The sequence below is a fragment of the Microcystis aeruginosa NIES-4325 genome, from assembly GCF_008974145.1.
Taxonomy (GTDB): Bacteria; Cyanobacteriota; Cyanobacteriia; order Cyanobacteriales; family Microcystaceae; genus Microcystis; species Microcystis aeruginosa_G.
This window is the reverse complement of the sequence record NZ_BJKP01000012.1, coordinates 54,569-77,049: the sequence shown is the minus strand read 5'-3', so window position 1 is coordinate 77,049 and position 22,481 is coordinate 54,569. Positions and strand designations below refer to the sequence as shown.

23 protein-coding genes are annotated in these 22,481 nt (G+C 42.0%); 18 read left to right on the top strand and 5 right to left on the bottom strand.

The genetic code is table 11. The features are described from left to right. Window positions 1–403: 403 nt before the first annotated feature. Window positions 404–1,111 (bottom strand): phosphate ABC transporter permease, encoded by a 708-nt coding sequence (locus tag MiAbW_RS08925; protein WP_151695827.1) that lies wholly within the window; start codon window positions 1,109–1,111, stop codon window positions 404–406. A 600-nt stretch (window positions 1,112–1,711) separates the two neighbouring features. On the opposite strand from MiAbW_RS08925, the gene grrP reads away from it, so the two are divergent. Next, the gene (grrP, locus tag MiAbW_RS08920) at window positions 1,712–2,611 is read left to right on the top strand and encodes an extracellular substrate binding-like orphan protein GrrP (protein WP_151695826.1); all 900 of its coding nucleotides are present in this window, start codon (window positions 1,712–1,714) and stop codon (window positions 2,609–2,611) included. 14 nt (window positions 2,612–2,625) lie between these two features. Then, window positions 2,626–3,000, top strand: a complete 375-nt coding sequence (grrA, locus tag MiAbW_RS08915) for a GrrA/OscA1 family cyclophane-containing rSAM-modified RiPP (protein WP_151695825.1) — start codon at window positions 2,626–2,628, stop codon at window positions 2,998–3,000. Window positions 3,001–3,191: 191 nt separating this feature from the next. Here the strand turns inward: grrA and MiAbW_RS08910 are convergent, their stop codons facing one another. Then, window positions 3,192–3,692 (bottom strand): L,D-transpeptidase, encoded by a 501-nt coding sequence (locus MiAbW_RS08910; protein WP_151695824.1) that lies wholly within the window; start codon window positions 3,690–3,692, stop codon window positions 3,192–3,194. A gap of 165 nt (window positions 3,693–3,857) precedes the next feature. On the opposite strand from MiAbW_RS08910, the gene MiAbW_RS08905 reads away from it, so the two are divergent. The 9 genes from MiAbW_RS08905 to MiAbW_RS08865 all read left to right on the top strand — a co-directional run bounded on the left by MiAbW_RS08905 (window position 3,858) and on the right by MiAbW_RS08865 (window position 13,508). Beyond that, window positions 3,858–4,733, top strand: coding sequence for an ABC transporter ATP-binding protein (locus MiAbW_RS08905; RefSeq protein WP_151695823.1), 876 nt, complete (start codon window positions 3,858–3,860; stop codon window positions 4,731–4,733). A 572-nt stretch (window positions 4,734–5,305) separates the two neighbouring features. After that, entirely contained in the window at window positions 5,306–6,109 is an 804-nt protein-coding gene (locus MiAbW_RS08900) for an ABC transporter permease (protein WP_172967356.1), read from the top strand. Further along, window positions 6,110–6,865, top strand: coding sequence for an ABC transporter ATP-binding protein (locus tag MiAbW_RS08895; protein ID WP_151695821.1), 756 nt, complete (start codon window positions 6,110–6,112; stop codon window positions 6,863–6,865). Between the two features lie 574 nt (window positions 6,866–7,439). Continuing rightward, window positions 7,440–7,871, top strand: coding sequence for a DUF4278 domain-containing protein (locus MiAbW_RS08890; RefSeq protein WP_151695820.1), 432 nt, complete (start codon window positions 7,440–7,442; stop codon window positions 7,869–7,871). Between the two features lie 329 nt (window positions 7,872–8,200). Continuing rightward, window positions 8,201–8,845, top strand: coding sequence for a PEP-CTERM sorting domain-containing protein (locus tag MiAbW_RS08885; protein ID WP_151695819.1), 645 nt, complete (start codon window positions 8,201–8,203; stop codon window positions 8,843–8,845). A gap of 247 nt (window positions 8,846–9,092) precedes the next feature. Next, window positions 9,093–9,728 carry a bifunctional phosphoribosyl-AMP cyclohydrolase/phosphoribosyl-ATP diphosphatase HisIE gene (hisIE, locus tag MiAbW_RS08880; RefSeq protein WP_151695818.1) on the top strand — a complete coding sequence of 212 codons (636 nt, stop codon included), beginning with the start codon at window positions 9,093–9,095 and terminating at the stop codon, window positions 9,726–9,728. A gap of 247 nt (window positions 9,729–9,975) precedes the next feature. Further along, a complete protein-coding gene (locus MiAbW_RS08875) occupies window positions 9,976–11,361 on the top strand; it encodes a dihydrolipoyl dehydrogenase family protein (RefSeq protein WP_151695817.1) in 1,386 nt (461 codons plus the stop codon). A 25-nt stretch (window positions 11,362–11,386) separates the two neighbouring features. Then, on the top strand, window positions 11,387–12,010 hold the full coding sequence (tmk, locus tag MiAbW_RS08870) for a dTMP kinase (RefSeq protein ID WP_151695816.1): 624 nt from the start codon (window positions 11,387–11,389) through the stop codon (window positions 12,008–12,010). Between the two features lie 4 nt (window positions 12,011–12,014). Beyond that, complete coding sequence (locus tag MiAbW_RS08865) at window positions 12,015–13,508, top strand: thymidylate synthase (RefSeq protein WP_151695815.1); 1,494 nt, start codon at window positions 12,015–12,017, stop codon at window positions 13,506–13,508. Between the two features lie 512 nt (window positions 13,509–14,020). Here the strand turns inward: MiAbW_RS08865 and MiAbW_RS08860 are convergent. After that, the gene (locus MiAbW_RS08860) at window positions 14,021–14,767 is read right to left on the bottom strand and encodes a PEP-CTERM sorting domain-containing protein (RefSeq protein WP_238707227.1); all 747 of its coding nucleotides are present in this window, start codon (window positions 14,765–14,767) and stop codon (window positions 14,021–14,023) included. Window positions 14,768–15,712: 945 nt separating this feature from the next. Between MiAbW_RS08860 and MiAbW_RS08855 the strand changes: the two genes are divergently transcribed. Together MiAbW_RS08855 and MiAbW_RS08850 are read left to right on the top strand one after the other, a co-directional pair. Continuing rightward, on the top strand, window positions 15,713–16,324 hold the full coding sequence (locus tag MiAbW_RS08855) for an IS607 family transposase (RefSeq protein WP_151695814.1): 612 nt from the start codon (window positions 15,713–15,715) through the stop codon (window positions 16,322–16,324). Between the two features lie 136 nt (window positions 16,325–16,460). Then, the gene (locus MiAbW_RS08850) at window positions 16,461–17,486 is read left to right on the top strand and encodes a thiamine phosphate synthase (RefSeq protein WP_151695813.1); all 1,026 of its coding nucleotides are present in this window, start codon (window positions 16,461–16,463) and stop codon (window positions 17,484–17,486) included. A gap of 90 nt (window positions 17,487–17,576) precedes the next feature. On the opposite strand, the gene MiAbW_RS08845 is transcribed toward MiAbW_RS08850, so the two are convergent. After that, window positions 17,577–18,806: an RNA-guided endonuclease InsQ/TnpB family protein gene (locus MiAbW_RS08845; protein WP_151695812.1), complete on the bottom strand. Its 1,230-nt coding sequence runs from the start codon at window positions 18,804–18,806 to the stop codon at window positions 17,577–17,579. Window positions 18,807–18,870: 64 nt separating this feature from the next. On the opposite strand from MiAbW_RS08845, the gene tnpA reads away from it, so the two are divergent. The 5 genes from tnpA (at window position 18,871) to MiAbW_RS08820 (ending at window position 21,881) form a co-directional block, all read left to right on the top strand. Next, a complete protein-coding gene (gene tnpA, locus MiAbW_RS20675; RefSeq protein WP_015983817.1) occupies window positions 18,871–19,290 on the top strand; it encodes an IS200/IS605 family transposase in 420 nt (139 codons plus the stop codon). A gap of 328 nt (window positions 19,291–19,618) precedes the next feature. Continuing rightward, window positions 19,619–19,918, top strand: coding sequence for a type II toxin-antitoxin system HigB family toxin (locus MiAbW_RS08835; RefSeq protein WP_151695811.1), 300 nt, complete (start codon window positions 19,619–19,621; stop codon window positions 19,916–19,918). Continuing rightward, window positions 19,902–20,321, top strand: a complete 420-nt coding sequence (locus MiAbW_RS08830) for a helix-turn-helix domain-containing protein (protein WP_151695810.1) — start codon at window positions 19,902–19,904, stop codon at window positions 20,319–20,321. Before MiAbW_RS08835 ends, MiAbW_RS08830 begins: the two co-directional genes overlap by 17 nt. Window positions 20,322–20,484: 163 nt before the next feature. Continuing rightward, a complete protein-coding gene (gene crtR, locus MiAbW_RS08825; RefSeq protein WP_151695809.1) occupies window positions 20,485–21,375 on the top strand; it encodes a beta-carotene hydroxylase in 891 nt (296 codons plus the stop codon). Window positions 21,376–21,563: 188 nt separating this feature from the next. Beyond that, window positions 21,564–21,881 carry a hypothetical protein gene (locus tag MiAbW_RS08820; RefSeq protein WP_151695808.1) on the top strand — a complete coding sequence of 106 codons (318 nt, stop codon included), beginning with the start codon at window positions 21,564–21,566 and terminating at the stop codon, window positions 21,879–21,881. On the opposite strand, the gene MiAbW_RS08815 is transcribed toward MiAbW_RS08820, so the two are convergent. Beyond that, entirely contained in the window at window positions 21,882–22,436 is a 555-nt protein-coding gene (locus tag MiAbW_RS08815) for a hypothetical protein (protein ID WP_151695807.1), read from the bottom strand. Between the last annotated feature and the right edge of the window lie 45 nt (window positions 22,437–22,481).

The window sequence follows — 22,481 nt, the reverse complement described above, 5'->3', positions numbered from 1 at the left end:
GTTGGGAAAACTGAGGGAATTAGTGAAATTTTGAGAGGGAATAAGGCTAGTATTGACAAGGCTTTCAATGATTATCAGCCCTCCTCGATTTCTCTCTATGGATGCAGATAATAGTTAATAAAACTGTTATCTTCGCTACAAAAAAACAGATTTTTAATATCAACGTTAAATCGGACTAAGGGTCAAAGATTAAAAATTATAATAGGGGCTTGACAAAGAACTAAAAATAAGCTGTTATTAGGCAAACTTAACTATAGAATCAGAAATATTAATACAGGCTAATACTAAATCCTGTTTAAAAGGGATAGGGAAGTGGGGGATTGGGGAGAAGCAAAGTTTTTCAGCAGCCCCTATATATATAGATGACTGAGAAACCGGTGTCTTTTCAGCGATCGCCGAACAATTAACGGGTTTTGCGTCTTCGGATGACATTATTAGAATAACGAGAAGGTTTTGGCCGGGGTTCTTTTCCCCCTCCTAATTCGCGACTAACTTGCTGAAAAATATCCCGTCGCAGCATAGGATATTCTCCTATCCACTGGTTGAGTTGGGGAAGGTGAACATCAGAAAGCTGATTGATATCGCCTAAATCGGGATCTCGAGACATTAACAAAGCCTCGGCCACCATCCCGGGACGGATTGATTTATGAATGCGTTTGAGGGGAGCGCTAACGATCGCCGAAAAGCCCGTTTGATCACCGATTTCTAGATTAATACAGCGTTGGCGATTTTCGATAATCTCTAATTCCCCGCGTTTATTGACCCTTTCTTCTTCCCCGATTAATTCCTCGGTAACAAAAGCATCGAAAACGCGACCGCGCCAAAACCCCCCGTAGGGAAGACGACGATAGGTATTATTGCGAACACTGGCCCAATAAACTGGACCCCAGAGCCAATATAAACCAGCGATAATGTCGAAAATCAGTTTAATCGTTAAACCACCGGGGCCGAATAAATTACCGATTAACCAAGCTGCGGTGAGAGCGATGACAGAAATGAATAAACGTCGCAGAAAATCAGACCATTTACCCCAATAGTGAGCGTACTGGGGACCTGTGGCGATAATCGGGACAATTTGCTCGATCGATTGACGGGTAAGGGGAACCAACATTATCAGTTATCAGTTATTATTGACTCTTGTATTCCATCTGTCGCCGAAACTCATAAAACCCGATATCTGCTATGGCTTTGGCTAATTGTTGCTCTACAGGGGGAGACCCTAAGACCGCACTGCCTCAAGTATTGCACATCAGCTTTTAGCTGACAAGACAAACCTGAACCTCTAGGCCTGTTTACCTAAAATGTCGGATGAATGCCCCGCCGCTCTTCTCGACTTTGTGTGATAATTTTTGCCTAGGGAATTGTGAAGTCCTTATTTGGCAAAACTTTTAGGACTATTTCGCCGAAGAAACTATGAGTATAGACCTCGTTTTCACAGAGAAACCAGAAGAGCCAAGTCATCATCAAGCTAAAGGTTTAAAGACTGATTTTTTACCCACTTCTACTATCAAATTATTACCAAAATTACCGATCAAATTATCGAATTTAAGTCCCCTTTGTCAGGGGGATGTAGGGATAGTAAACATTTGTAGTCAGATTTGGGAGAATTGCTATAATTTGTCGAAGTTCACAGAAATTATTATGGAAACCCTGAAGATTTTTTAGCGACTTCTAGTATAGTTATGTTTGTACGGGAGCAAGCACTCGATTTATGAAGAAAATTTTACAGTTAGTGGGACTAGGTTGCCTATTACCTATGTTCCTCGCTAGTGCAAGTTTAGCGGAAACAGTGGTGGAAAAAGTGGCTCGCACGGGATTTTTGACCGTAGGAACCCGTTTTGATGCGATTCCCTACTCTTACATCAATGATAAGGGGGAATTAGTCGGCTATTCTATGGATGTGTTGGAACGAATTAGAAAACGATTGGAAACTCGTCTCGGTCGTCCCGTCACCCTGCAAATGATTGAAGCTAACCAACCCGGAGAGACAATTAACCTCATTCGTAGCGGGGACATCGATATCGCTTGTAGTACGGCTTTTACTTGGGAAAGGGCGAAAGTTGTCGATTTTTCCACCAGTTACAGCATTTCTGGGATTAGGATTTTAGCCAAAAAAGGTAGCAATCTCTCCACCCCTCAATCCCTAATTGGTAAACGCATCGCCTTGGTTCCCACTTCTGCGGCCGTGGATGTGATTAAATTAGTACAACCGCAAGCGAAGATTGTTACCACCTACAGCACCGTAGAAGAAGCCCTCGAAGCTTTAAAAACTGGTAAAATTGACGCGATAGCGGGGGATGGCATCTCTTTAGCGGGAACAATCCTCAGAGATAACCCTCAAGCTTACGAAATAGTCCCCGAAGAAGCTCTAGCTAATTTTGGCATTGCTTGCATGGTTCCCGAAAATAACTCTACTTTTTTGGATGATGTCAACTATGCCATTCTTAAAATGATGCAGGATTACATCACCAATGATACGGCCACCGTTAGTCAAATTGATCGCTGGTTCGGTAGTCAAGGCATAGTTCCCATGCCCCCAGAATTATTAAAGGGGTTTTTTGCCTTCAAAGTTATCGAACACGCCCAAATTAATCCCCAAGAAGCCAAATAGGAGCATCAATTCAGGTGAATATCAGCAATAAAACCGGTTTAGTCGGCTTTCTTCTCGCTTTATCTGCTTTCGGTCTGACTAGCACTGCCCAGGCCGCCTCAGAGGAGGCTAACCCCATTGAAGTGCGTTTAAGTCGTCTATCTAGCGCTGTACGCGAACGAGTTAACCAACTGCCGGAAGGTAGTGCCGATCCTAGGTTACAAGCTTTAGGCTGGGGAGATGGTCGCGGTCGCGGTTGGGTGAATAGTCGTGTCGGTGGTTGGGGAGATGGTCGCGGTGGTAGTTTCGTTAATGCGCGGCCTTGGCGCAATGGTTGGTCTGACGGTGGTGGTTTCTTTAATTCCCGACCAAGTTGGGGTAATGGTGGCAGTTTCTTAAATCGTTGGTAAGTTAAGGTTGGGTGAGGCAATAACTTTATCCTCGTCCCAACCCTGGTTTGACGATGAAATCTAGGGTTTATAGCCGGGAGAATCGATGTAAATTGCAATTATTTAATTTTCCTAACCTGAAAAAATACCAGGCCTTTTCACATTTCATTTAGGGGCGGTATAGTTAAAAGCCTATTATTTTACCATTGTTTCTATTGCGCAATCACTATCACCGAAGTGCCGATTTGTACCTTTTCAAATAAAGCTTTTATATCTCGATCGCGCATCCTGACGCAACCGTGGGAGACGGCCTGGCCGATAAGATTTTCTTGGGGTGTACCGTGAAAACCGATAAAATTTGCGCCATCAGTCCAAAATCCAATCCAACGCGCCCCTAAAGGGTTGTTTTTTCCCGATAGCACCAGTTGACCGGTGAAAGGATGTTCCCAGACTGGTTCCCGCACCATCTGAATCACCCTAAATTGTCCCGTCGGGGTTTCCCAACCCGGACGACCGATCGCCACAGGGTAAGAAGCAATTATTTTCTGTCCATGGTAAACAAAAACCCGTCTTTTTTTTAAATTTAGCAGCAAACGGGTTTCCGTTTGGGTTGCCGTGGTTGCGGGAAGGGAATTGCCTAGACTAATGGGGGGATTGAGGAAAAATTCCCCTATTCCTAGACATAAACAGAGAATCGGCAGCAAAACTCCCATCTGATACCAGCAAAGTCAAGATTTTTTATCTGTATTCTAATCTGATTGTGACGATGTCAAACCGCAGTCGATCGGATGATCCCGAGGGAGAGCGGATAAAATCGCAGTCGAGTTGGGCTAATTCGGTTACACTAATCCATAGCTGGAATATTAACTTTTGTAACTATGACCGCCGCTATTGCTCTCGATCGCGTTTCTAAAATCTATAACAATCTGCCAGTAGTTAACGAGCTTTCCTTTGCCATCGAAAAAGGGGAAATCTTTGGTTTACTCGGTCCCAATGGTGCGGGAAAATCGACGACAATCCGCATGATTATCACCCTAACCGAAGCAAGTCAAGGAGAAATCGAAGTGGCGGGGTATGATGTGAAAAAATGCCGCGATCAGGTCAAAAAAAATATTGGGGTAGTCTTACAACAGATTAGCGTTGATGGGGAATTAACCGTCTGGGAAAATATGGAATTTCACGGCCGGATGCACCATATCCCCAATCCCCAGAGACAGGAATTAATCGATCGCTATTTAGATTATGTCAGTTTAAGCGATCGAAAATCTGCCCTGGCCAAAACTCTTTCCGGAGGGATGAAAAGACGTTTACAGATTGCTCGCGCGCTTCTTCACGAACCAAAAATTCTCTTTCTCGATGAACCGACAGTGGGTTTAGACCCCCAAAATCGTCGTCGTTTGTGGGAAGTAATTCGCGATTTAAACCGGCAAGGAATGACAATTTTGTTAACCACTCACTACATGGAAGAAGTGGAATTTCTCTGTCAGGATAATGCCACAGGAAAAACGGGCAGAATTGGCATTATGGATGCGGGCAAATTAATCGAATTAGGAACTCTCACTGATTTTCGCACTAAGTATGGCGAGGGATTAGTTATCAAACAAGTTGGCGATAAAATCGATTATAAATTCTTCCCCACCGTCGCTGATGCTAATGCCTATCTTGACAGTTTGAGCGATAAAACTGGGGTAATGTGTCGCCCTTCCAACCTCGAAGATATCTTTGTGGAACTGACGGGACATCAATTAGATTAAATTCTTGGTTTGTCCGTTAGGAAGTTGTTCAGTTATCGGTTTTTGACTCCAGTTTTTCTGAGATTAGCTGTGTTTAAATCGGCATTTCTTGGCTTTGATCTGGTGTCAATTTTATGGGGCAACCTGATAAGCTAAGACACATTTTAACTGCCTATCCTTAGATTAGCTGAATTTCCCCCAATCCCTTTACTGTTGCCTCTTGCCGTTCGGACCTCGGCGTGAGACTTCGGCGTGAGCTTTTGTCGAACGCTCGGTCGAACGCTGATCTCACAGCCGAAGCCTGTTGCCTCTTGCCTCATCTCAACAAGCAATTTAAATACTTAACAGCTTAGAGTCTAGGTCAATTAGCTGAGGCTGTGCCTAAAAAGCGAATTCAAACCTAAAAAAAGAGGCTTTTAGCGGTTTTTAAGCTTTTTGGGTCAGATAAATGGCCCAAGAAGGGAACTTTTTCCCTAGAGGGAGAGTCGTCGGGGACTGGATAAAAACTAGAGTCCTCCCTCGATCAATAGACAAAATTGACGGTAATCGTTTAGAATGAACCACTGAATACTGACGAGATGACAATTATACCCATGACCGATCTCCAGGCAAAAACTAGATGGTCAACAGCGCGGCGATATTACGAATTGCTTAGTGTTTTAGTGGAACGTAATCTCAAGGGACGCTATCGGGGTTCTTTTCTGGGGGTTTACTGGTCTTTGTTAAATCCCCTGATTATGACTGCACTATACACGGCAATTTTCGGCACGGTCTTCGCCTCTTATTTTGATAATTCTATAGTTAACTATGTCCTAGCTGCTTTCACCGGTTTAGTAGTAATAAATTTCTTTAATGCTTCTACTAACCAAGCTTTACCTAGCATCGTTGGTAATGGCAGTATTTTAAATAAAATTCGTCTGCCAGTGAGCATTTTTCCCGTTTCCATGGTAGTAGCAAATATTTTTCAATTTGCTATTAGTATCTTTCCCCTTTTGGCTATAGTAACTCTCTGGAAATCTCAAAGTTTACTTAATGTAATTGCTCTGATTTTTCCCGTTATCGGTCTTTCTTTGGTTTGCACGGGAGTGGGTTTCTTTGTTAGTACCCTCTACGTTTTCTTCAGAGACTTACCCTATTTTTACGAAATTGTTTGTTTTGTCGCTTGGATTAGCAGCCCGATTTTCTATCCCCCAGAAATTATTCCTCCTTCCGTACAACCATTCCTCCTACTAAACCCATTATTACCGGTAATTGAAAGTATTCGCCAATTGTCCCTTTCCCCCGGATTACCGGATTTTAGTTTGATTTTTCAATCTCTCCTCGGTGGGATCATCATCCTAGGAATTGGTTGGACTTGCTTCCGACTATGGCGACATTTATTTATGGATTTATTATAAATGACAGAAGTAATTCGACTCGATCAAGTGTCTCTCGAAAGACGCACTCAGGAAGAATTTTCCTACGATCTAAAAAGGACAATCTTCTCTATTCTTGAAGGTAAATATCGTCAACCAGCAAAAAAATTAGTTCTAGATGATATAGATCTAGTCATTAATTCTGGATCGAAATTAGGTATCATTGGAGCTAATGGCGCAGGAAAATCTACTCTCTTAAAAGTTATTTGTGGTATTCTAGAACCGACGAGGGGACAGGTGAGAGTCAGGGGACAAATTGCCTCTCTAATTGAATTAGGAGCAGGTTTTGATCCAGATTTACCAGTAAAAGATAATATTATTCTCTATGGGGTAATGCTGGGATTTTCCCGTCAGGAAATGAAGGAAAAAACCAAAGATATCCTCGAATTTGCTGAGTTAGAAGAATATATGGGGGCGCCAGTGAAATCTCTTTCTTCCGGGATGGTGGCTCGTTTAGGATTTGCGATCGCAACAGAGGTTCACCCCGATATTCTTATTCTTGATGAAGTCCTTTCCGTCGGGGATGAAAGTTTTAAAAATAAGTGTAAACGACGGTTAAAAAAATTCTGGAATTCTAACGCTACCATTTTAGTAGTTTCCCACGATTTGACTTTAATTCAAGAGTCCTGTGACCAAGCAATTTGGCTAAATAAAGGCCAGTTGCAATGTCAGGGTACATCAGAAGATGTAATCAGGTTTTATTTGGATTCCGTGCATCAAAACGAAGTTAATGTTTAATTAAGTAGGTAATCTCAATTAATTTATCTCGTTTGGCTCTCTTGGGTTTGGCGGGTAAAATATATTCTAAGATACAGTCTTGCGGCAGTGAGTGGAAAAAACCACAGAGACACAGAGGACACAAAGACCGATCGCTCTTACATAATTTAAACTTATCACACAAAGTCGAGAAGAGTCGAAAACGCTGTAACCAAATAAAAAACCTCGGTGTCCAGCCGAGGTAGCGCTAAGTTATGTAGGAGAACTCAAGCAAATCTGTCAAGGGGGCAAACCCAAACCCCGAAAACTTTTTTAAGCTAGTAAGCCTAGTTTTTTGCCGTTGTCTGGAGCTAAACGAATCATATTATGTCTGATACTGCTCAAAACAATGCTGAACTGGCTTGGTGTCTTGGCTGTTTTGCCTTAACTTTTGCCTTATGTAAATAAATGTAACAAAATTTTTACGAATTGTAAAGAAGAATTGACATAATAAAACTTATGTGTTCCATAAGCTAAGTTAATATTTTTCGCCGATTGAAACGAGGGAGGTAATAATAGAGAGATTGGTTCACTAGCGTGACAAGGTGTACCCAGAATGTCCTATTTGTTTTTGTTACCACTGTTCACAGCTGCCTTGGCTGCCTATTTCTGGCAGAAGTCCAGCGATGAGATCGCTTATCTCGCCAGTGCCGCCACGGTAATTAGTTTAGTGTTGAGTCTGGTTTTAGCTCCTTGGCAGATTCAGCTATTAATTCTCTTGACAGTTGTGATTGTCGTCACCTTTTTATGGCAAGGACGAGAAGAACAAAAGAGTGTCCCCGTCCCCACTCCAGAAACTGCCAGCGAGAAAAAGTATCGTGGCGCTACCTATATCGAGCCAACAGTCGCCGAGTCTCCTGTCAAGAAGCTAGGGGGCAAATATCGCGGTGCGGAGGTTAAAATCACCAATAATCCCACGGTGGCTAACCCAATTCGCTCCTCATCTCTCAAATATCGCGGAGCTAGTTCAGCAAACAAAGACCAGTAATCAGTAATCAGTTATCAGTTACTGAAGACAAGGAGCTTGGTCCGTGAGACTTCGGCGTGAGATCAGTCGCACGGCCCATGCCCAAAACCTAACCCCAATCTCCCTTTTAAGCCGGTTGTCACCCCTTGAGAAGTAGGAATCAGATTAAATTAGTTTATCTTTTCTTGATGAAAAATTAAGAAAAGATAAACTATTGTAAATACTTGTTTTCTTTGAAAAACTTAGCTAGACTTTTATTAGGTCAAACGAATAGTTATTAGAAATCTTAAGGTTTTTTTAAGCTTTCTTTTGACCTCAACATAGTACACAAAACTAACGCTGGACAATTTATGATGACGAAAAACAAATTAACTAAAACCTTTGCTTCTGGTGCTCTTACCATCGGCGTTCTCGCTGGCTCAGTGCTTACCGCTACCAGTGCCAGTGCAGCATCTTTATCGTGGGCTGCCTTCAAGGCTGGTGGGGTTCTTGTGGAAGGTGATAAAAAAGTCACCTACGTCAGTGATACATTTACTAATCTAGGGGCCGATACCTTCGTTTCCTTTAACCAGGCCGGACCGGAGTACACAGTTGCATTCACTGCACTGTCAATGACTAATGAGGCTGCGTCTTTCACGTACGAAATTGAGATCGTAGATCCCCAATTTCATTTTACAGGGGTTCAAGTGGATTCAGACGTAACTGTTAACAACCCCATCGGCTACGGGGACGTGGACACATTCCTTGCGGAACCCAATCTCACCTTAACATCAGAAAATGGCTGGCCTGACCCTCAAGCTACTGCTACTTTCCTTCCTATTCCTGGTTCTCTCACCAAGCTCACGGTCACGAATACACTTAAACCTAATGCTGGTGGAGCTCTGATGTCTTCGTCGAATAAATTCACACAAGGTACTAAAGTACCCGAACCGGGTACTATTCTCGGACTGCTCACCGTTGGCGGTTTAGGATTAGTTTCCCGCTTCAAGAGATAAAAATAACGGCTGCCAGTATGGGCAAGACATTAACAGCTAAAGGTTAGATGCCCTCGCAGGGTTTCTGACTTTTAGCTTTTTCTTCGGTATTGATGCTAACGCAAGCCAAGACCTAATTTTTGTTTTTAAGGGTCGTTAGCGGGTTTTGGGTTTTAGACAGGGATAATGAAGCCCTGGCGATATCATGGCTATATAATTAGGCTTTGGGTAATTTGTCCCACCATAATTTCTTGACCGCAAAAAACTGATGTCCTCTTTACTCTCCGCTATTCCCCTCGACGCGATCGCTTATAATGCCCAGGGTTTAGTACCAGCGATCGCTCAAGACTATCTTGATGCTACAGTGTTAATGATGGCTTGGATGAATCGGGAATCCCTCGAAAAAACCCTCACCACTGGGGAAGCGTGGTATTGGAGTCGTTCCCGTCAAGAATTATGGCACAAAGGAGCCACCTCCGGCCATATCCAAAAAGTGCGTCAAATTCGCTACGATTGCGATAGTGATGCTATCTTACTGACTATTGAGCAAATCGGTGATATTGCCTGTCATACTGGCGAAAGAAGCTGTTTTCACCAAGCAGACCAGCAAAAATCAGACCCAGCGGCCGATACTCTCTCGGAATTGTTTAAGGTAATTTGCGATCGCAGAGACAATCCTCATCCGGAATCCTACACCTGTAAACTTTTGGCCGGGGGAGATAACAAAATTCTCAAGAAAATCGGCGAAGAATCGGCAGAAGTGGTCATGGCCTGCAAAGATAAGGATCCCGATGCTATTACCGCAGAAGTGGCCGATCTTTTTTATCATACCCTCGTCGCGCTCGCCTATCACCAAGTCCCTCTGCGAGATGTCTATAAAAAACTGCAAGACCGGCGCCGGTAGTCAGTTATAAGTGATCAGTTATCAGTTATCAGTGATCAGATTTGAGTTTTTAGTGTTAAGTTTCCGACTCCTGAATACCGTCTCCTGATTCCTGACTCCTGACTTGAAAGAGGGTGTGGGGTGTGGGGTGTGGGGTGTGGGGGGATGGGGAGAATAAATAAAACCTGTCTCCTGATTCCTGACTCCTGAATACCGACTCCTGAATACCGACTCCTGAATTCTGTCTCCTGACTTCTACTTTATATTTGTGGTTTACGACTTAGTAATTATTGGTGCCACTCCTGCGGGGATAAAAGCGGCTTTGTTGGCTGTTCACCTCAAAAAAAGGGTGGCTTTAGTGCAACAGCCTTCTAGTGGCAATTTAGTGGCATCTGAGGACATTTTTAGCAAGGGTTACAGCGAAATTATCCATCTCTATAAACTGCTGAATCATTGGCAAGAAACGGCCATTTATCCCCCATGGCAACGGTTGCGGCAATGGCTAGAGGAAGTGGATAAAACTATTAATAAACATCATTCTTTAGCGAGATTAGCCGCGGAAGGAATAGACGTGATCCCGGGTGGGGGGGAATTTGTCCGGCTGCCCCGTTTAGGATTCGTAGTTAACGGTCGGCAATTGTTGGCTAAACACTATCTTATCGCCCCAGGTTTTTATCCGCAAGTCCCGAAAATTTTCGGCTTAGATGATGTTAATTATTTTACCACTCAAACCCTTTGGCAAGAGCCAAATTTAGACAAGTTGGGACAACATTTAGCCATTATTGGCAACAGCAGCATGGCTGTGAGTTTAGCGCAAATTCTCCGACGTTTGGGGAAAGAAATTAGCTTAATTATCGAGGATAATTATCTACTGCCGGATGTTGATCGGGAAATCTGCCATTTAGTTACTGCCATTTTAGAAGCGGAAGGAATTAAGATTTTACCCGGCCATTGTCCTAGTCAAGTGAAAGCGATCGAGGGTCAAAAATGGCTACAATTAGGTAATCGTGTTATCGAAGTTGATGATCTCATTTTTGCTGGTAATTATCAAGTCGATGAACGGGGATTAAATTTGGCTGGGGTGGGAGTTAAACTAGAGCAAGGATTAATCAGGGTTAATCAGCAATTACAAACCGATAATTCCCGCATTTATGCCCTAAATTTGCTCAGCAATAATTATCCCGATCCTACTTTAAATTACCGGGCCGCTTTTGGGTTAGTCAAGCATCTGCTCACGGGAGAAAAATTTAACTTTAATCCCCAGCAAATTCCCTCATTTATTGCTTTCGATCCTGCCATTGCTTGGGTGGGTTTAACTGGAAAAGCAGCCCAAGACAACTATGGTGAGGAGGTAAAGATGATCAACTATCCCATCAAAAATATAGTGGCACAGCAAATCTGGGGAGAAACCACGGGATTTTGTCAATTAATCTACCAACAAGATGGTAAAATACTAGGAGCGCAAATAGTGGGTAATCAAGCAGCAGAAATGATTAACATCATCAGTTTAGCTTTACAAGAAAATTTAACCATACAATCCCTGAATAAAAATATTTATACTTGGGGAAGTATGGGAGAGATTATCGGAGAAATGACGCAATTAATCCCCCAGAAAAAATCTTGGTTAACTTGGTTAAAACAATTATTCAGATAATTATATCTAGAAAAAAGATTAAATTATGAAACCGAAATTTATTGTCTTTGAAGGTATTGATGGATCGGGAACAAGTACCCAAGCAAAACTCCTACAAGAATATTTTTTAAAGGGAGGAGAAAAAGCAGTTTTAAGTCCGGAACCTTCCGAGGGAGTCATCGGTCGTTTGATTCGAGAAATAATGCAAACTAATCTTATTTCTATCAAAGATCAAAATAAATTTGACCAACAAATGGCCTATTTATTTGCAGCTGATCGCCATTATCACTTATATAATGATCACGATGGCGTTTTTAAACTTATTCACCAAGAACAAACCCACGTTATCACTACTCGTTATTATTTTTCTTCCCTGGCCTACAATTGCAATAATCCCGAAGAATTGGCTTTTGTTCGGCAGTTAAATCAACATTTTCCCAATCCCGATTTAGTTATTTATATCGATGTTCTTCCCGATATTTCTCTAGCAAGAATTAAAAACCGAGCCATCACAGAAGTGTACGAAAAACAAGAAAAATTAATGAAAGTTCGTCAGATGTTTCTCCAGATATTTAAAGAATATAAAGATAATTGTTTACAATTAGATGGCAATGATACAATAGAACAGCTTCACCAAAATATTATTAATTATCTTGAACAATTAATTTAAATCCATGCTTAGTATAGAAACCACCACTAAATTCACCTACCAACCCCACTATAAACCCAATCAATTAATCTGCGGTCACGGCCAAACGGCAATTATCACGGGATGGACAGTAAAACAGTCCATTGCTAAACATTTAAATCCCGACCAATACGCAGTGATTGGTAATCTTTATAGTCCCACCAGAGGGATTAGTCCCCTGCTAAGAAACTTAATTGCCAATCCCCACGTTAGATATTTAGTTATTCTCAACGCTACAAAAGAAGATAAAAACTCTGGTAGTTGTCAATGTTTGCTAGATTTTTTTAGTCAAGGATTCCAGTTAGGAAAAAGTGACACAGGTAGAGAATGTTGGCTAATTAATTCTCCTATCACGGGATATATTGATAAAGAAATTGACCGAGAAACCCTCGAAAAATTGCGTCAATCAATTCAATATCAACTGGTTCAATCCCTTCCAGAAGCGATTGAAAAAGTCAAAAATTATGCAGAACAATCTCCCTTACCAACTTGGGGAGAACCCTTAATCTTTCCCCTCTTAGAAAATCTTCCTTCTCTGCTACCCGGGACAAGATACGGTCATCGCATTGAAGGCAAAACTATTGGCGAAACTTGGGTAAAAATCCTCCAAAAGATTAAAACCACCGGCACAATTAGACCGACAGGATATGATGGTAAATGGCAAGAATTAATTGACTTAATGGCCGTTGTCACCGATGAACCCCCAGACTTTTACTTTCCCGAACCTAATTATTTGCCTATAGATAGACCTTTTCTCACCGAATATATCGGACAAATTCTCGATGATTCCCCTATACAGCAAGGAGTTAAATACACCTACGGTCAAAGATTACGCTCTTGGTTTGGCCGAGACCAAATTGCCCAGGTTATCAATAAATTAATCTCAGAAATTGACGCTGCCAGTGCAGTTATGTCCCTTTGGGATGTGAAAGACCACGAAAAGGGAGGCAGTCCCTGTTTAAATCATATTTGGGTGCGAGTGGTGGAAAATGAATTATCTCTCACTGCTATATTTAGAAGTAATGATATGTTTGCCGCTTGGCCGGCAAATGCCATGGGATTGCGCGCTTTACAGCAACATATTAGAGATGAGATTAGCAAGCACTCTGACTACAATTTATCAATGGGTCCATTAATTACTATTAGTCAATCTGCTCACATATACGATGATACTTGGGAGAATGTCGAACGATTAATCGCCACCCAGTACGATAAAATTATCAATCAGCGCAATTTTTTTGACCCTAGCGGTAACTTTCTGATTTCCGTAGAGGAAGAACAAATTCTTATCCAACAAACTACCCCCGGCAGTGGGGAAATTGTCGCCTGTTATCGAGGCAAAAATCCCCTCAAATTAATCCGCGAGCTTGCCGCTACCAATCCGGCAATTATTCCCGAACATATAGGTTATCTGGGAATCGAGTTACAAAAGGCATATAATTGTCTCAAGAATAATCAACCGTATATGCAAGACCAGTAGATAAGTGGGAATTGGGAGGGAAAGTCAAAGGTGAGTCAGTGAAAACGCACTCTCAGCCAAATAAGCTGTTCGTAATTTAAATTGCTTGTTGAGACGAGGCAAGAGGCAAGAGGCTTCGGCCGTGAGCTCAGCCGAACGGCAAGAGGCAACAGTAAAGGGATTGGGGGAGATTCGGCTAATCTTAAGAATAAGCACTTTAAATGCGTCTTAGCTTATCTCGGCTCTCTTGGGTTTGGGGGGTAATACTAAATCTGGTTATTAAAAACTGATTATTGATTCTCCCCTTTGCATAAGTGCCTCTCCTCATAACTAGCCTATACTAAACGGATTTGGTATAAAACCTGAAAACTTTCTAAGGATTTATTGATTAAAAACAAAAATTAGCCCTTGACTTGTGTTATAGTCAACACCTAAAGGAAAGCTAAAAGCTAGAAAACCAAACAGGGCATCTAACCTTTAGCTATTCTTGTTCAACGTCACAGTTATCAATGTGTGCAAGACATTGGTAACTGTTATTTTTGTTTTTTGAAGCGGGACACCAATCCTAAACCACCCACAGTCAGAAGTCCGAGAATAGTACCCGGTTCGGGAACTTTGTGGGTGCTTTGGGTGAAGTCGTTATCAAGACCCCGCAGGAAACCGCCACTAGAGGTTAAAATATCGACCACCTTGATGGTTTTGAGGTTCTCTCCTAGAATAGACCCGCTATCCTGACTGCCATTTATGGATTTTAAAGTAAGAACTGGATTCAGCAAATCATCAAGAGCATATACATTTTTTGTCCCCAGATAACCGATGGGACCAGCTGTTTCCGTATCAAAATCGATTTGATCGAAATAGAGGTTAGCCGTAGCTTCATTAATGGGTGTTGAGGGATCGTCAATTATATGGACGTCGTACTCAATAGTACCATTCAAAAGACCATCCAACCCTTGATGATCGTATTCAAAAACCCAAGAACCACCTACTTCGAATATATCGATTCCATCTCCAGGTAGAACATCGCCTGTTCCTGTTCCAGTATTAAAATTGAAGTTATAGAATGCCTTGTCACCTACCTCAATGCGATCATATATAGTGCCATTAGCATCTCTTACGGTAGAATTGTCATTGATAACACCTTCGAAGTTACCGACAAAGGTTAATGCTCTTGCTGAAGGTGCTAGTAACATCGAGCCAGCAACAGAGGAGACGGCAGCGATGCTGAGGGTGGCTAAGCCAGAAGCAAAGGTTTTGGTTAATTTGTTGGTTGTCATCATAACTGAATTATCCAGCTTTAATTGTGTGTAGTAATAGCCATCAGAAGAAGTTAAGCGAGCTTAAGGCTCGCTAATGACTTTTGGCTTGACAGAAGCATAACAAACTTTTCCAAAAAAAAACAAGTGTTTGAGAAAATTATTTTCGGCAACATTTCTTTATTTTTTTTTCCAATTTACAGCAGTTTTTCTTGAAGATAACTACCTAAAAATATACAAATATACCCAAGCTTTTCCAGTCAAAGTTGGACAAACAAACAAGCTCTACTTTTTAAAAATTTCTCTGATAGTTACAAAACTTAATCAAGAGAGAGAAAATATATAAAACTTAATAGTTTTGACCGTTAAAACTGGAGTTCCATAATAATCAATTCCCTCAAGGGGTAAATGGGCGAAGGCAATTCATCCCTACAGTAAGGTCTTTTTGCTTTGCTACTATAAAAGTGTCACCGGTGCGACCCTGAAACAAACTCAGGTTTGAAAAAGAGACAAAATCCTGTTTCATATATTTGTCTCAAGGGTTATTATTAATGTTTATTAATGACCGACAATCACCAGTAGGAGCTAATCACAGGATGAAAATGGACAACTATTTGTATAAAATTGGACAATTCTACCCTATAAATTTTTTAAATTGAAAACCGATTCTTGTATATAGCGGTAAGCGCTTGAGTGAGATACAAACCAAGCTTTGCCTAGCATGGTTTATAGCTCGTGACACTGTACCTCATACGACTGCACACCGCTATATGTATAATTAATTACTCCTGGAAAAGCTTCGGATTGGTTTGGGGTTAGCATTAGAACTCTCCAGCCTTTGCAAAAACAGGGTAAAATTACCTCAATTCGTACCCCCGGTGGTCATGGGTTGAAAGTGAACAAATACCTATCCAAAGTTGGACAATTCTAACCAAATAAATTTTCTTAATTTAAAACCGAGTTATATCTATGGATAACCTAATCACTATTCGAGAAGCCTCGGATTTGCTGGGAGTTAGCATTAAAACTCTCCGACGCTGGGAACAACAGGGTAAAATTACCTCAATTCGTACCCCCGGCGGTCATCGCCGCTATCGACGGCAAGACATCTTACAATCTGTCCAAGCAACCCGCTCCATTATTGGCTATGCTCGTGTTAATCGACCTGAACAAAAACCACAATTAGAAACCCAGATAAAAGCGTTAGAAGAATTTTGTAGTCAGCAGGGTCAACCCTTTGAAATTCTCACCGATATCGGCAACGGAGTCAGCCACAATCATCCTAATCTTATGCGTGTAGTGGAGATGATTTGTAACGGTGGGTTGGAATGTCTAGTTTTAACCCATCAGGAAAGTGTTGGCCGCTTTTGTCATGATTTTATTTGGGGTTTGTGCGGTTTCTTTAAAATCCAAGTCATTCTCCTCAATCAATCCCATGAATCCATTGCAGCTGAGGATTTAATGGAGGATCTGCAAGCCCTCGTCACCATCTGTTACAATCGTCTCTACCCGCTACATCACCCAGATCATCGGCAATTACTGGAATACCTAGCGGCGCTTAAGAATGTCCCTGTGGGTTAAAATTACCGAAAACTTGGGTTTCTCATCCCTCTTTTTGGTTGTCTGGTGCTGCCCCTACTATTCCCCGAACACAGGCCAAGAATAGTAATATTTTAGCTGACAGCTAATGGCTATAATAACTCCACATTGACGGCAAATGAAACTAGAAACTACGGCGATTAAACGGATTCTTGATGCTAACCTTGACCGGGCCAGAGAAGGACTGCGAATTATCGAAGAATGGTGTCGTTTTGGCTTAGATAATCCGGATTTAGCCCAAGAATGTAAAGAAATGCGCCATCAGTTGGCTAGTTGGCACTCGATCGATCTGAAACGACATCGAGACACGGCCGGGGATATCGGCAGGGATTTAAGCCATCCCAGGGAGGAAATCCGGGAGACTATCGAGGGACTGCTGCAGGCCAATCTCGCCCGCGTACAGGAGGCTTTTCGGGTTTTAGAAGAATACGGTAAACTTTATGATCTAGAGCTAGGCATAGCCTGTAAACAGCTGCGCTATCGGGTTTATCAGCTAGAGAGTAAACTATTAATCTCTCCACCCCTAGAAAAACTGCAAGCATCTCCCCTCTATCTAGTCACTTCTCCCGCCGAAAATCTGTTAGAAATCGTTGAATTAGCTCTAAAAGGGGGGTTAAAATTGGTGCAGTACCGCCATAAAACCGCCGCTGATACGATTCGTTTAGAAGAGGCGGCTAAACTGTGTGAGTTATGCCACCGTTACGATGCTTTATTTATTATGAACGATCGCGTCGATATTGCTAAGGCCATTCATGCCGATGGTGTTCATCTCGGTCAACAGGATGTACCGATTTCCCTAGCGCGGCAATTTCTCGGCCCTGGGGCAATTATCGGTCGGTCCACCACTAATCCCCAAGAGATGGCCAAAGCAATCCAAGAAAAGGCCGATTATGTGGGAGTCGGTCCGGTTTATGCCACCCCCACCAAAGCAGGGAAAACCCCGGCAGGATTGGAATACGTCCGTTATGCGCGGGAAAATTGCCCTTTACCCTGGTTTGCGATCGGTGGTATTGATAGTAATAACATTAAAGAGGTTTTAACGGCAGGAGCGCAACGGGTAGCTGTAGTCCGGGCGATCATGGAAGCGCAGCATCCCGATGTGGTAACACAAGAATTATTAAACCAATTAGGGCTGGCTGAATAAATCTTATCCACGAGAATAATCCTTTCTTGGCAAGAAGTTAAAAAACGGTTTTTTTGACGCTCCCATCGCTAAAAGCGAGGGATTCCCTGTTCAACCAGTTACCTTATCTAACAAGCTTTCACCTGTTAGACAGTGGGTAGTCTGTCCGAGGGCTTGAATTTCTGTCCGCCCGACAGTATTTGCTTTATGAAGTATGTTTATAGCGGCGTTTTCATCCCGGTCTAAAACGCAACCACAAGAACAAATATGTGTCCTTATCGATAATGTTTTCTTGACGATATTGCCACAATCAGAGCATTGTTGGCTAGTGTATTGGGGGTTTACCGCTATGACAAACTTCCCGTGAATTTTTCCAAAATAGTCTAACCAATTGGTGAACATTGACCAACTCGCATCTTGAATTGATTTAGCAAGTTTTCGGTTTTTCACCATATTAGAAACCTTCAAGTCCTCGTAGACTACCAAATCGTTAGATTGGATCAACGCTTTTGCTGTCTTAACGGCAAAATCTTTACGTTGTCTAGAAACTTTTAAATGAAGGCGGGCTACTCTAGATTTCTGCTTTAACCTTTTTTGGCTTCCCTTTTTCTTTTTTGAGAGTTTACGTTGAGCCTTTTTTAGTCTTTTTTCAGACTTACGAAGAAACCGTGGGTTATCAATTTTATCCCCATTAGAGTCAGTCAAGAAATGGTTTAAACCTAAATCAATCCCTACTTCTTTTCCTGTAGAGTCAAGCGGTTCCACTCTCTCAATGTCTAAAACAAATTGACAATAAAAGCCGTCTGCCTTTTTAATAAGCCTGACTCTTTTGATTGTGGTTTTGTCTAAGAGTTGACGGTTAAAAGTCCCGATGAGTTTTAGCTTCCCAATCCCTGTTTTATCCGTGATGTGAATAAACTTTTTATCTTCCGTTAATTTCCAACCAGAAGATTTGTACTCTACAGACCTTGAGAACTTTTTGAATTTAGGATAGCCTTTTTTCGCCAAACCCTTCTTGCTCCGTCCGCTCGCCGAATTCGATTCGGCGCGGGCGGTGCGCTTTTTACAATTGTTGTAGAAACGGGATATAGAAAACCAAGCTCTTTCAACACTCGCCTGACGAGCCATAGAGTTAAGTTTACCCACAAAAGGGAACTCAGGATTTTGTGTTAAATCTGTGACTAATCGGCACAAAGTAGCATAGTTTACTTTGTCTTCTTTGGTAGAGTCCATCCAAAATCTTAAACACTTATTCCTGATGAACTGTCCCACCCTGATAGCTTCTTGAATGGCTATTTCTTGGTGAGAATTGGTCTTTAACTTAAACTCTATGACTCGCATTGACTCGACCTCTCAATGTGCTACGCTATGATTATAGCAATCCACCGTACAAAGTGTCAAGGGCATGAAAGTTAATTATTTTAAGACTCGTAGGGCTACCTTTAATCTCACTGTACATATAGTCCTCGTGACAAAATATCGTAGGAAGGTGTTTCAAAAGGAGCATTTGGAGTTTTTGAAGGTAGCTTTTAACTCTATTGCCGCTAAATGGGATGCGGAAGTAGTCGAGATTAACGGAGAATCAGACCATGTACACATTCTTCTTACTTACCCACCCCACAAGCTGTTAAGCGGGTTAATAGCCAACCTGAAGTCAATCTCTTGTAAGCTATTGTGGGACAACTACCCTGACCACTTAAAAAAGATATATGGTCAAGACAAGCGAGTTTTGTGGACGGGGGCTTATTTTGTGGCTAGTTGTGGCGGTGTCACAATAGACCAACTCAAAAAATATGTCGAAAATCAAGACAGTCCTGATTTTTAATCGTGCTTCGCTGTTCTATATTGGTCGGCTTTTCATCTCATCGGTAAAACCGAGAGCCTTCAAGCCGACATTTTAGGTAAGTGAGCTATCAAGTCTTTGTTCAAGACCCACCCCCGCCCATTTTGTCAAGGTTTTTGTTATTTATATTTCTTATGCTTTATCTAGCTATTGATTACTCGATTGGGGATTGAGGGCGATCTCCCAGAGATGCGCGAAGGGGTGCGCTTTTCTGGGGTGCGGGAGGCGATCGGTCAAATTGACATATACTATAATTATTAGAGTGATCAATGTTTATCTGGGTTAAAGAGAACAATAAAACTAGCGATCGATGCGCGTGATCAGTAAAGTCAAATTACGAGAGTTTTGGCAACGCCACTCGGACGCGGAAGACGCTCTTAGCGATTGGTATAACTTCGCTAGTAAGGCTAACTGGAAAAATTTAGTAGAGGTTCAAGGTCGCTACCCGAAAGCGGAGGCGGTGGGAAATTTTACAGTTTTTAATATCAAGGGAAACAAATACCGTTTAATCGCTGACATCAATTATTCTCGTCAAACCATTTTCGTTAAATATATTCTAAGTCACGCTGAATACAATAAGGAGAACTGGAAAAATGATCCCTACTTCTAATCCATTAACCTATGGTGATTTACTCTTGCAGTATCAACCGAAACCGATTAATAACTCGCAAGAATACGAGCGATTTTTAAGCATAATTGAAGGGATGATGTCACGGGAGTTAAGCAATGACGAAGGACTATTATTTGATTTATTGGTGTTATTAGTGGAAGAATACGAGCGGAAACATTATCCGATCGCCCGAACAAATCCTACCGCTACGTTAGAATCTTTACTGCATGAATTCGATATCGATAGGGAGTGTCTTATCGATATTTTCGGTGATCGGGATAGGGTAGAATCGGTGATGCTGGGGAAACAGGCGATCGCTCCCCCTCAAGCCGAGTCTCTAGCCGAATTTTTTAATCGTTTAAGTGCGAAACTGGCGTTAAGCGCCCGTGATTTTCTCTTGTAGCCTCGCTTTTCCTTCGGGGACTGAGGGGGGAAGACCATATAACAAATCCTTACTTTCTTCATAACTTTAGATTAATTAAGGTAATGTTACAAAACTTTATGAAAAAGCCGTAGTATGATAATTTACGCCAGTAAAGCGAACACAATAAGGAGCAACACCCATAATGCAGTCGGCCGAGATGTTGCTGACAGTCCCCAAAGAGTATTTAAAAGCACCGGGGGGCTTCAACCCAAACGTTACCATGTTTTTTAGTGCCTTGAGCCTAATAACCCTATCTACCTGTGGCTATTGGCTATGGTCCTGGCCCGACTGGATTTGTTTTAGTGCTAATGTCCTCGCTTTACATTTATCGGGGACAGTTATCCATGATGCCTCTCATAATTCTGCCCATAGCAATCGGGTATTTAATGCTATTTTAGGTCATGGCAGTGCTTTAATGCTCGGTTTTGCCTTTCCCGTCTTCACAAGAGTCCATCTACAGCACCATGCTCACGTTAACGATCCCGAAAATGATCCGGATCATTTTGTCTCCACTGGTGGACCGTTGTGGATGATTGCGGCCAGATTTTTTTATCACGAAATCTTCTTTTTTAAGCGGCAACTCTGGCGAAAATATGAACTGCTGGAATGGTTCCTCAGTCGTCTTTTTGTTGCTACCATAGTCATCGTCGCCTGTCAATACGGTTTTATTGGCTATGTGATGAATTTTTGGTTTGTTCCCGCTTTAGTGGTGGGAATTGCCCTCGGTTTATTTTTTGATTATCTCCCCCATCGTCCTTTCCAAGAGCGCGATCGTTGGAAAAATGCCCGCGTTTACCCCAGTCCCCTGTTAAATCTGCTGATTTTAGGGCAGAATTATCATCTCGTGCATCATCTCTGGCCCTCGATTCCCTGGTACAAATACCAACCGGCATACTATGCCACTAAACCGCTTTTAGACGCAAAAGAGTGTGAACAGTCTTTAGGTTTACTGCAAGGTAAGAATTTCTGGAGTTTCCTCTACGATGTCTTCCTAGGTATTCGCTTTCACTCCCATTCTTCTAAAACTTCTTGATCTCACTTATCGTAATGATGAGGTACAAAGTTTTCATTTTAGGGAGTCAGTGGTCGATTTTATGAGAAACTCTCTATCTGTAGATGAGGTACAAAGTTTTCATTTTAGGGAGTCATTGGTCGATTTTATGAGAAACTCTCTATCTGTAGGGGTTTCGTTGTCAACCTGATTTTTTGAAGGAGGATTTTATGGGTAAACATTGGGGAAAAGCCTTAATTTTAACAACAACTTTCTTGACAATTAACATCGATTATGCTAAGTCTTTAACCTTTGGTGAGGCTGTTGGTATTGGAGCGGGGGCCTTGTTAATCAATCGAGTGGTACAGGATAATAGACAACGTTATCGATTTGTGCCACCAGAACAAGAATTTCAGCGCGGACTAGAGGACGGTTTTAACTTTGCCCGCTATGATAATCCGCGCAATTCCAGAGACTACGATGACGGTTTTATCGAGGGACGAAGACGGCGGGAGTCGGGTTGGTCTAGTCCTAACCAGAGAAACTAATTATTTTTTTGGTCTGCGTCCCACTTCGGCGGTTTCTTGAATGGAAAAGATCCTCAATTTGCCGTCGATGGGAGCGACTTTAGCGACTGCTGCCGATGCCACTATATAGTTATCACCCTCGGTGTTGGTAATATTGACTACCCGCTCGCGAGTGATAATCGCCATCTCGTCATTAGCAAGAATATCCACGTCCCAATTCTCAGAAAGAACCTCTATACTTTTAATATTTTTGTAGGATTCCTCTAAAAATCTTTTATGTTCCGTGATGCCTTCTAACTCAAAAATTTCGGTACTAGCATCGGTTTTAATGGTCAATTGCGAGGAAATAAACGGGGCATAGTGTTTGAGGATTAGGGCGATATTTTTATCTTTAATAGCGGTTTCAATGTCTTGAATCATTGCTTTAATTTCCGCTTCACTGATTTTTTGTCCCCCATCGCGATTACTCGATTGTTTCACTGGCACTATCGAGGGATTAGCATGGACAAAAGGGGGAGAGATGCCGGGGAGAAGGGATAAACCGAGCAATAGAACAATTAATTGGGGAGAACGCATAATTTAATAAACTTGGTAAATTCAACCCGAATCATAGCATTTTCT

Bases quoted from the DNA above. Each gene is read 5' to 3' on its own strand.
- MiAbW_RS08925 (WP_151695827.1), bottom strand. From the start codon at position 1,111: ATGTTGGTTCCCCTTACCCGTCAATCGATCGAGCAAATTGTCCCGATT.
- grrP (WP_151695826.1), top strand. From the start codon at position 1,712: ATGAAGAAAATTTTACAGTTAGTGGGACTAGGTTGCCTATTACCTATG.
- MiAbW_RS08910 (WP_151695824.1), bottom strand. From the start codon at position 3,692: ATGGGAGTTTTGCTGCCGATTCTCTGTTTATGTCTAGGAATAGGGGAA.
- MiAbW_RS08905 (WP_151695823.1), top strand. From the start codon at position 3,858: ATGACCGCCGCTATTGCTCTCGATCGCGTTTCTAAAATCTATAACAAT.
- MiAbW_RS08900 (WP_172967356.1), top strand. From the start codon at position 5,306: ATGACCGATCTCCAGGCAAAAACTAGATGGTCAACAGCGCGGCGATAT.
- MiAbW_RS08895 (WP_151695821.1), top strand. From the start codon at position 6,110: ATGACAGAAGTAATTCGACTCGATCAAGTGTCTCTCGAAAGACGCACT.
- MiAbW_RS08890 (WP_151695820.1), top strand. From the start codon at position 7,440: ATGTCCTATTTGTTTTTGTTACCACTGTTCACAGCTGCCTTGGCTGCC.
- MiAbW_RS08885 (WP_151695819.1), top strand. From the start codon at position 8,201: ATGATGACGAAAAACAAATTAACTAAAACCTTTGCTTCTGGTGCTCTT.
- hisIE (WP_151695818.1), top strand. From the start codon at position 9,093: ATGTCCTCTTTACTCTCCGCTATTCCCCTCGACGCGATCGCTTATAAT.
- tmk (WP_151695816.1), top strand. From the start codon at position 11,387: ATGAAACCGAAATTTATTGTCTTTGAAGGTATTGATGGATCGGGAACA.
- MiAbW_RS08865 (WP_151695815.1), top strand. From the start codon at position 12,015: ATGCTTAGTATAGAAACCACCACTAAATTCACCTACCAACCCCACTAT.
- MiAbW_RS08860 (WP_238707227.1), bottom strand. From the start codon at position 14,767: ATGATGACAACCAACAAATTAACCAAAACCTTTGCTTCTGGCTTAGCC.
- MiAbW_RS08855 (WP_151695814.1), top strand. From the start codon at position 15,713: ATGGATAACCTAATCACTATTCGAGAAGCCTCGGATTTGCTGGGAGTT.
- MiAbW_RS08850 (WP_151695813.1), top strand. From the start codon at position 16,461: ATGAAACTAGAAACTACGGCGATTAAACGGATTCTTGATGCTAACCTT.
- MiAbW_RS08845 (WP_151695812.1), bottom strand. From the start codon at position 18,806: ATGCGAGTCATAGAGTTTAAGTTAAAGACCAATTCTCACCAAGAAATA.
- tnpA (WP_015983817.1), top strand. From the start codon at position 18,871: ATGAAAGTTAATTATTTTAAGACTCGTAGGGCTACCTTTAATCTCACT.
- MiAbW_RS08835 (WP_151695811.1), top strand. From the start codon at position 19,619: ATGCGCGTGATCAGTAAAGTCAAATTACGAGAGTTTTGGCAACGCCAC.
- MiAbW_RS08830 (WP_151695810.1), top strand. From the start codon at position 19,902: ATGATCCCTACTTCTAATCCATTAACCTATGGTGATTTACTCTTGCAG.
- crtR (WP_151695809.1), top strand. From the start codon at position 20,485: ATGCAGTCGGCCGAGATGTTGCTGACAGTCCCCAAAGAGTATTTAAAA.
- MiAbW_RS08820 (WP_151695808.1), top strand. From the start codon at position 21,564: ATGGGTAAACATTGGGGAAAAGCCTTAATTTTAACAACAACTTTCTTG.
- MiAbW_RS08815 (WP_151695807.1), bottom strand. From the start codon at position 22,436: ATGCGTTCTCCCCAATTAATTGTTCTATTGCTCGGTTTATCCCTTCTC.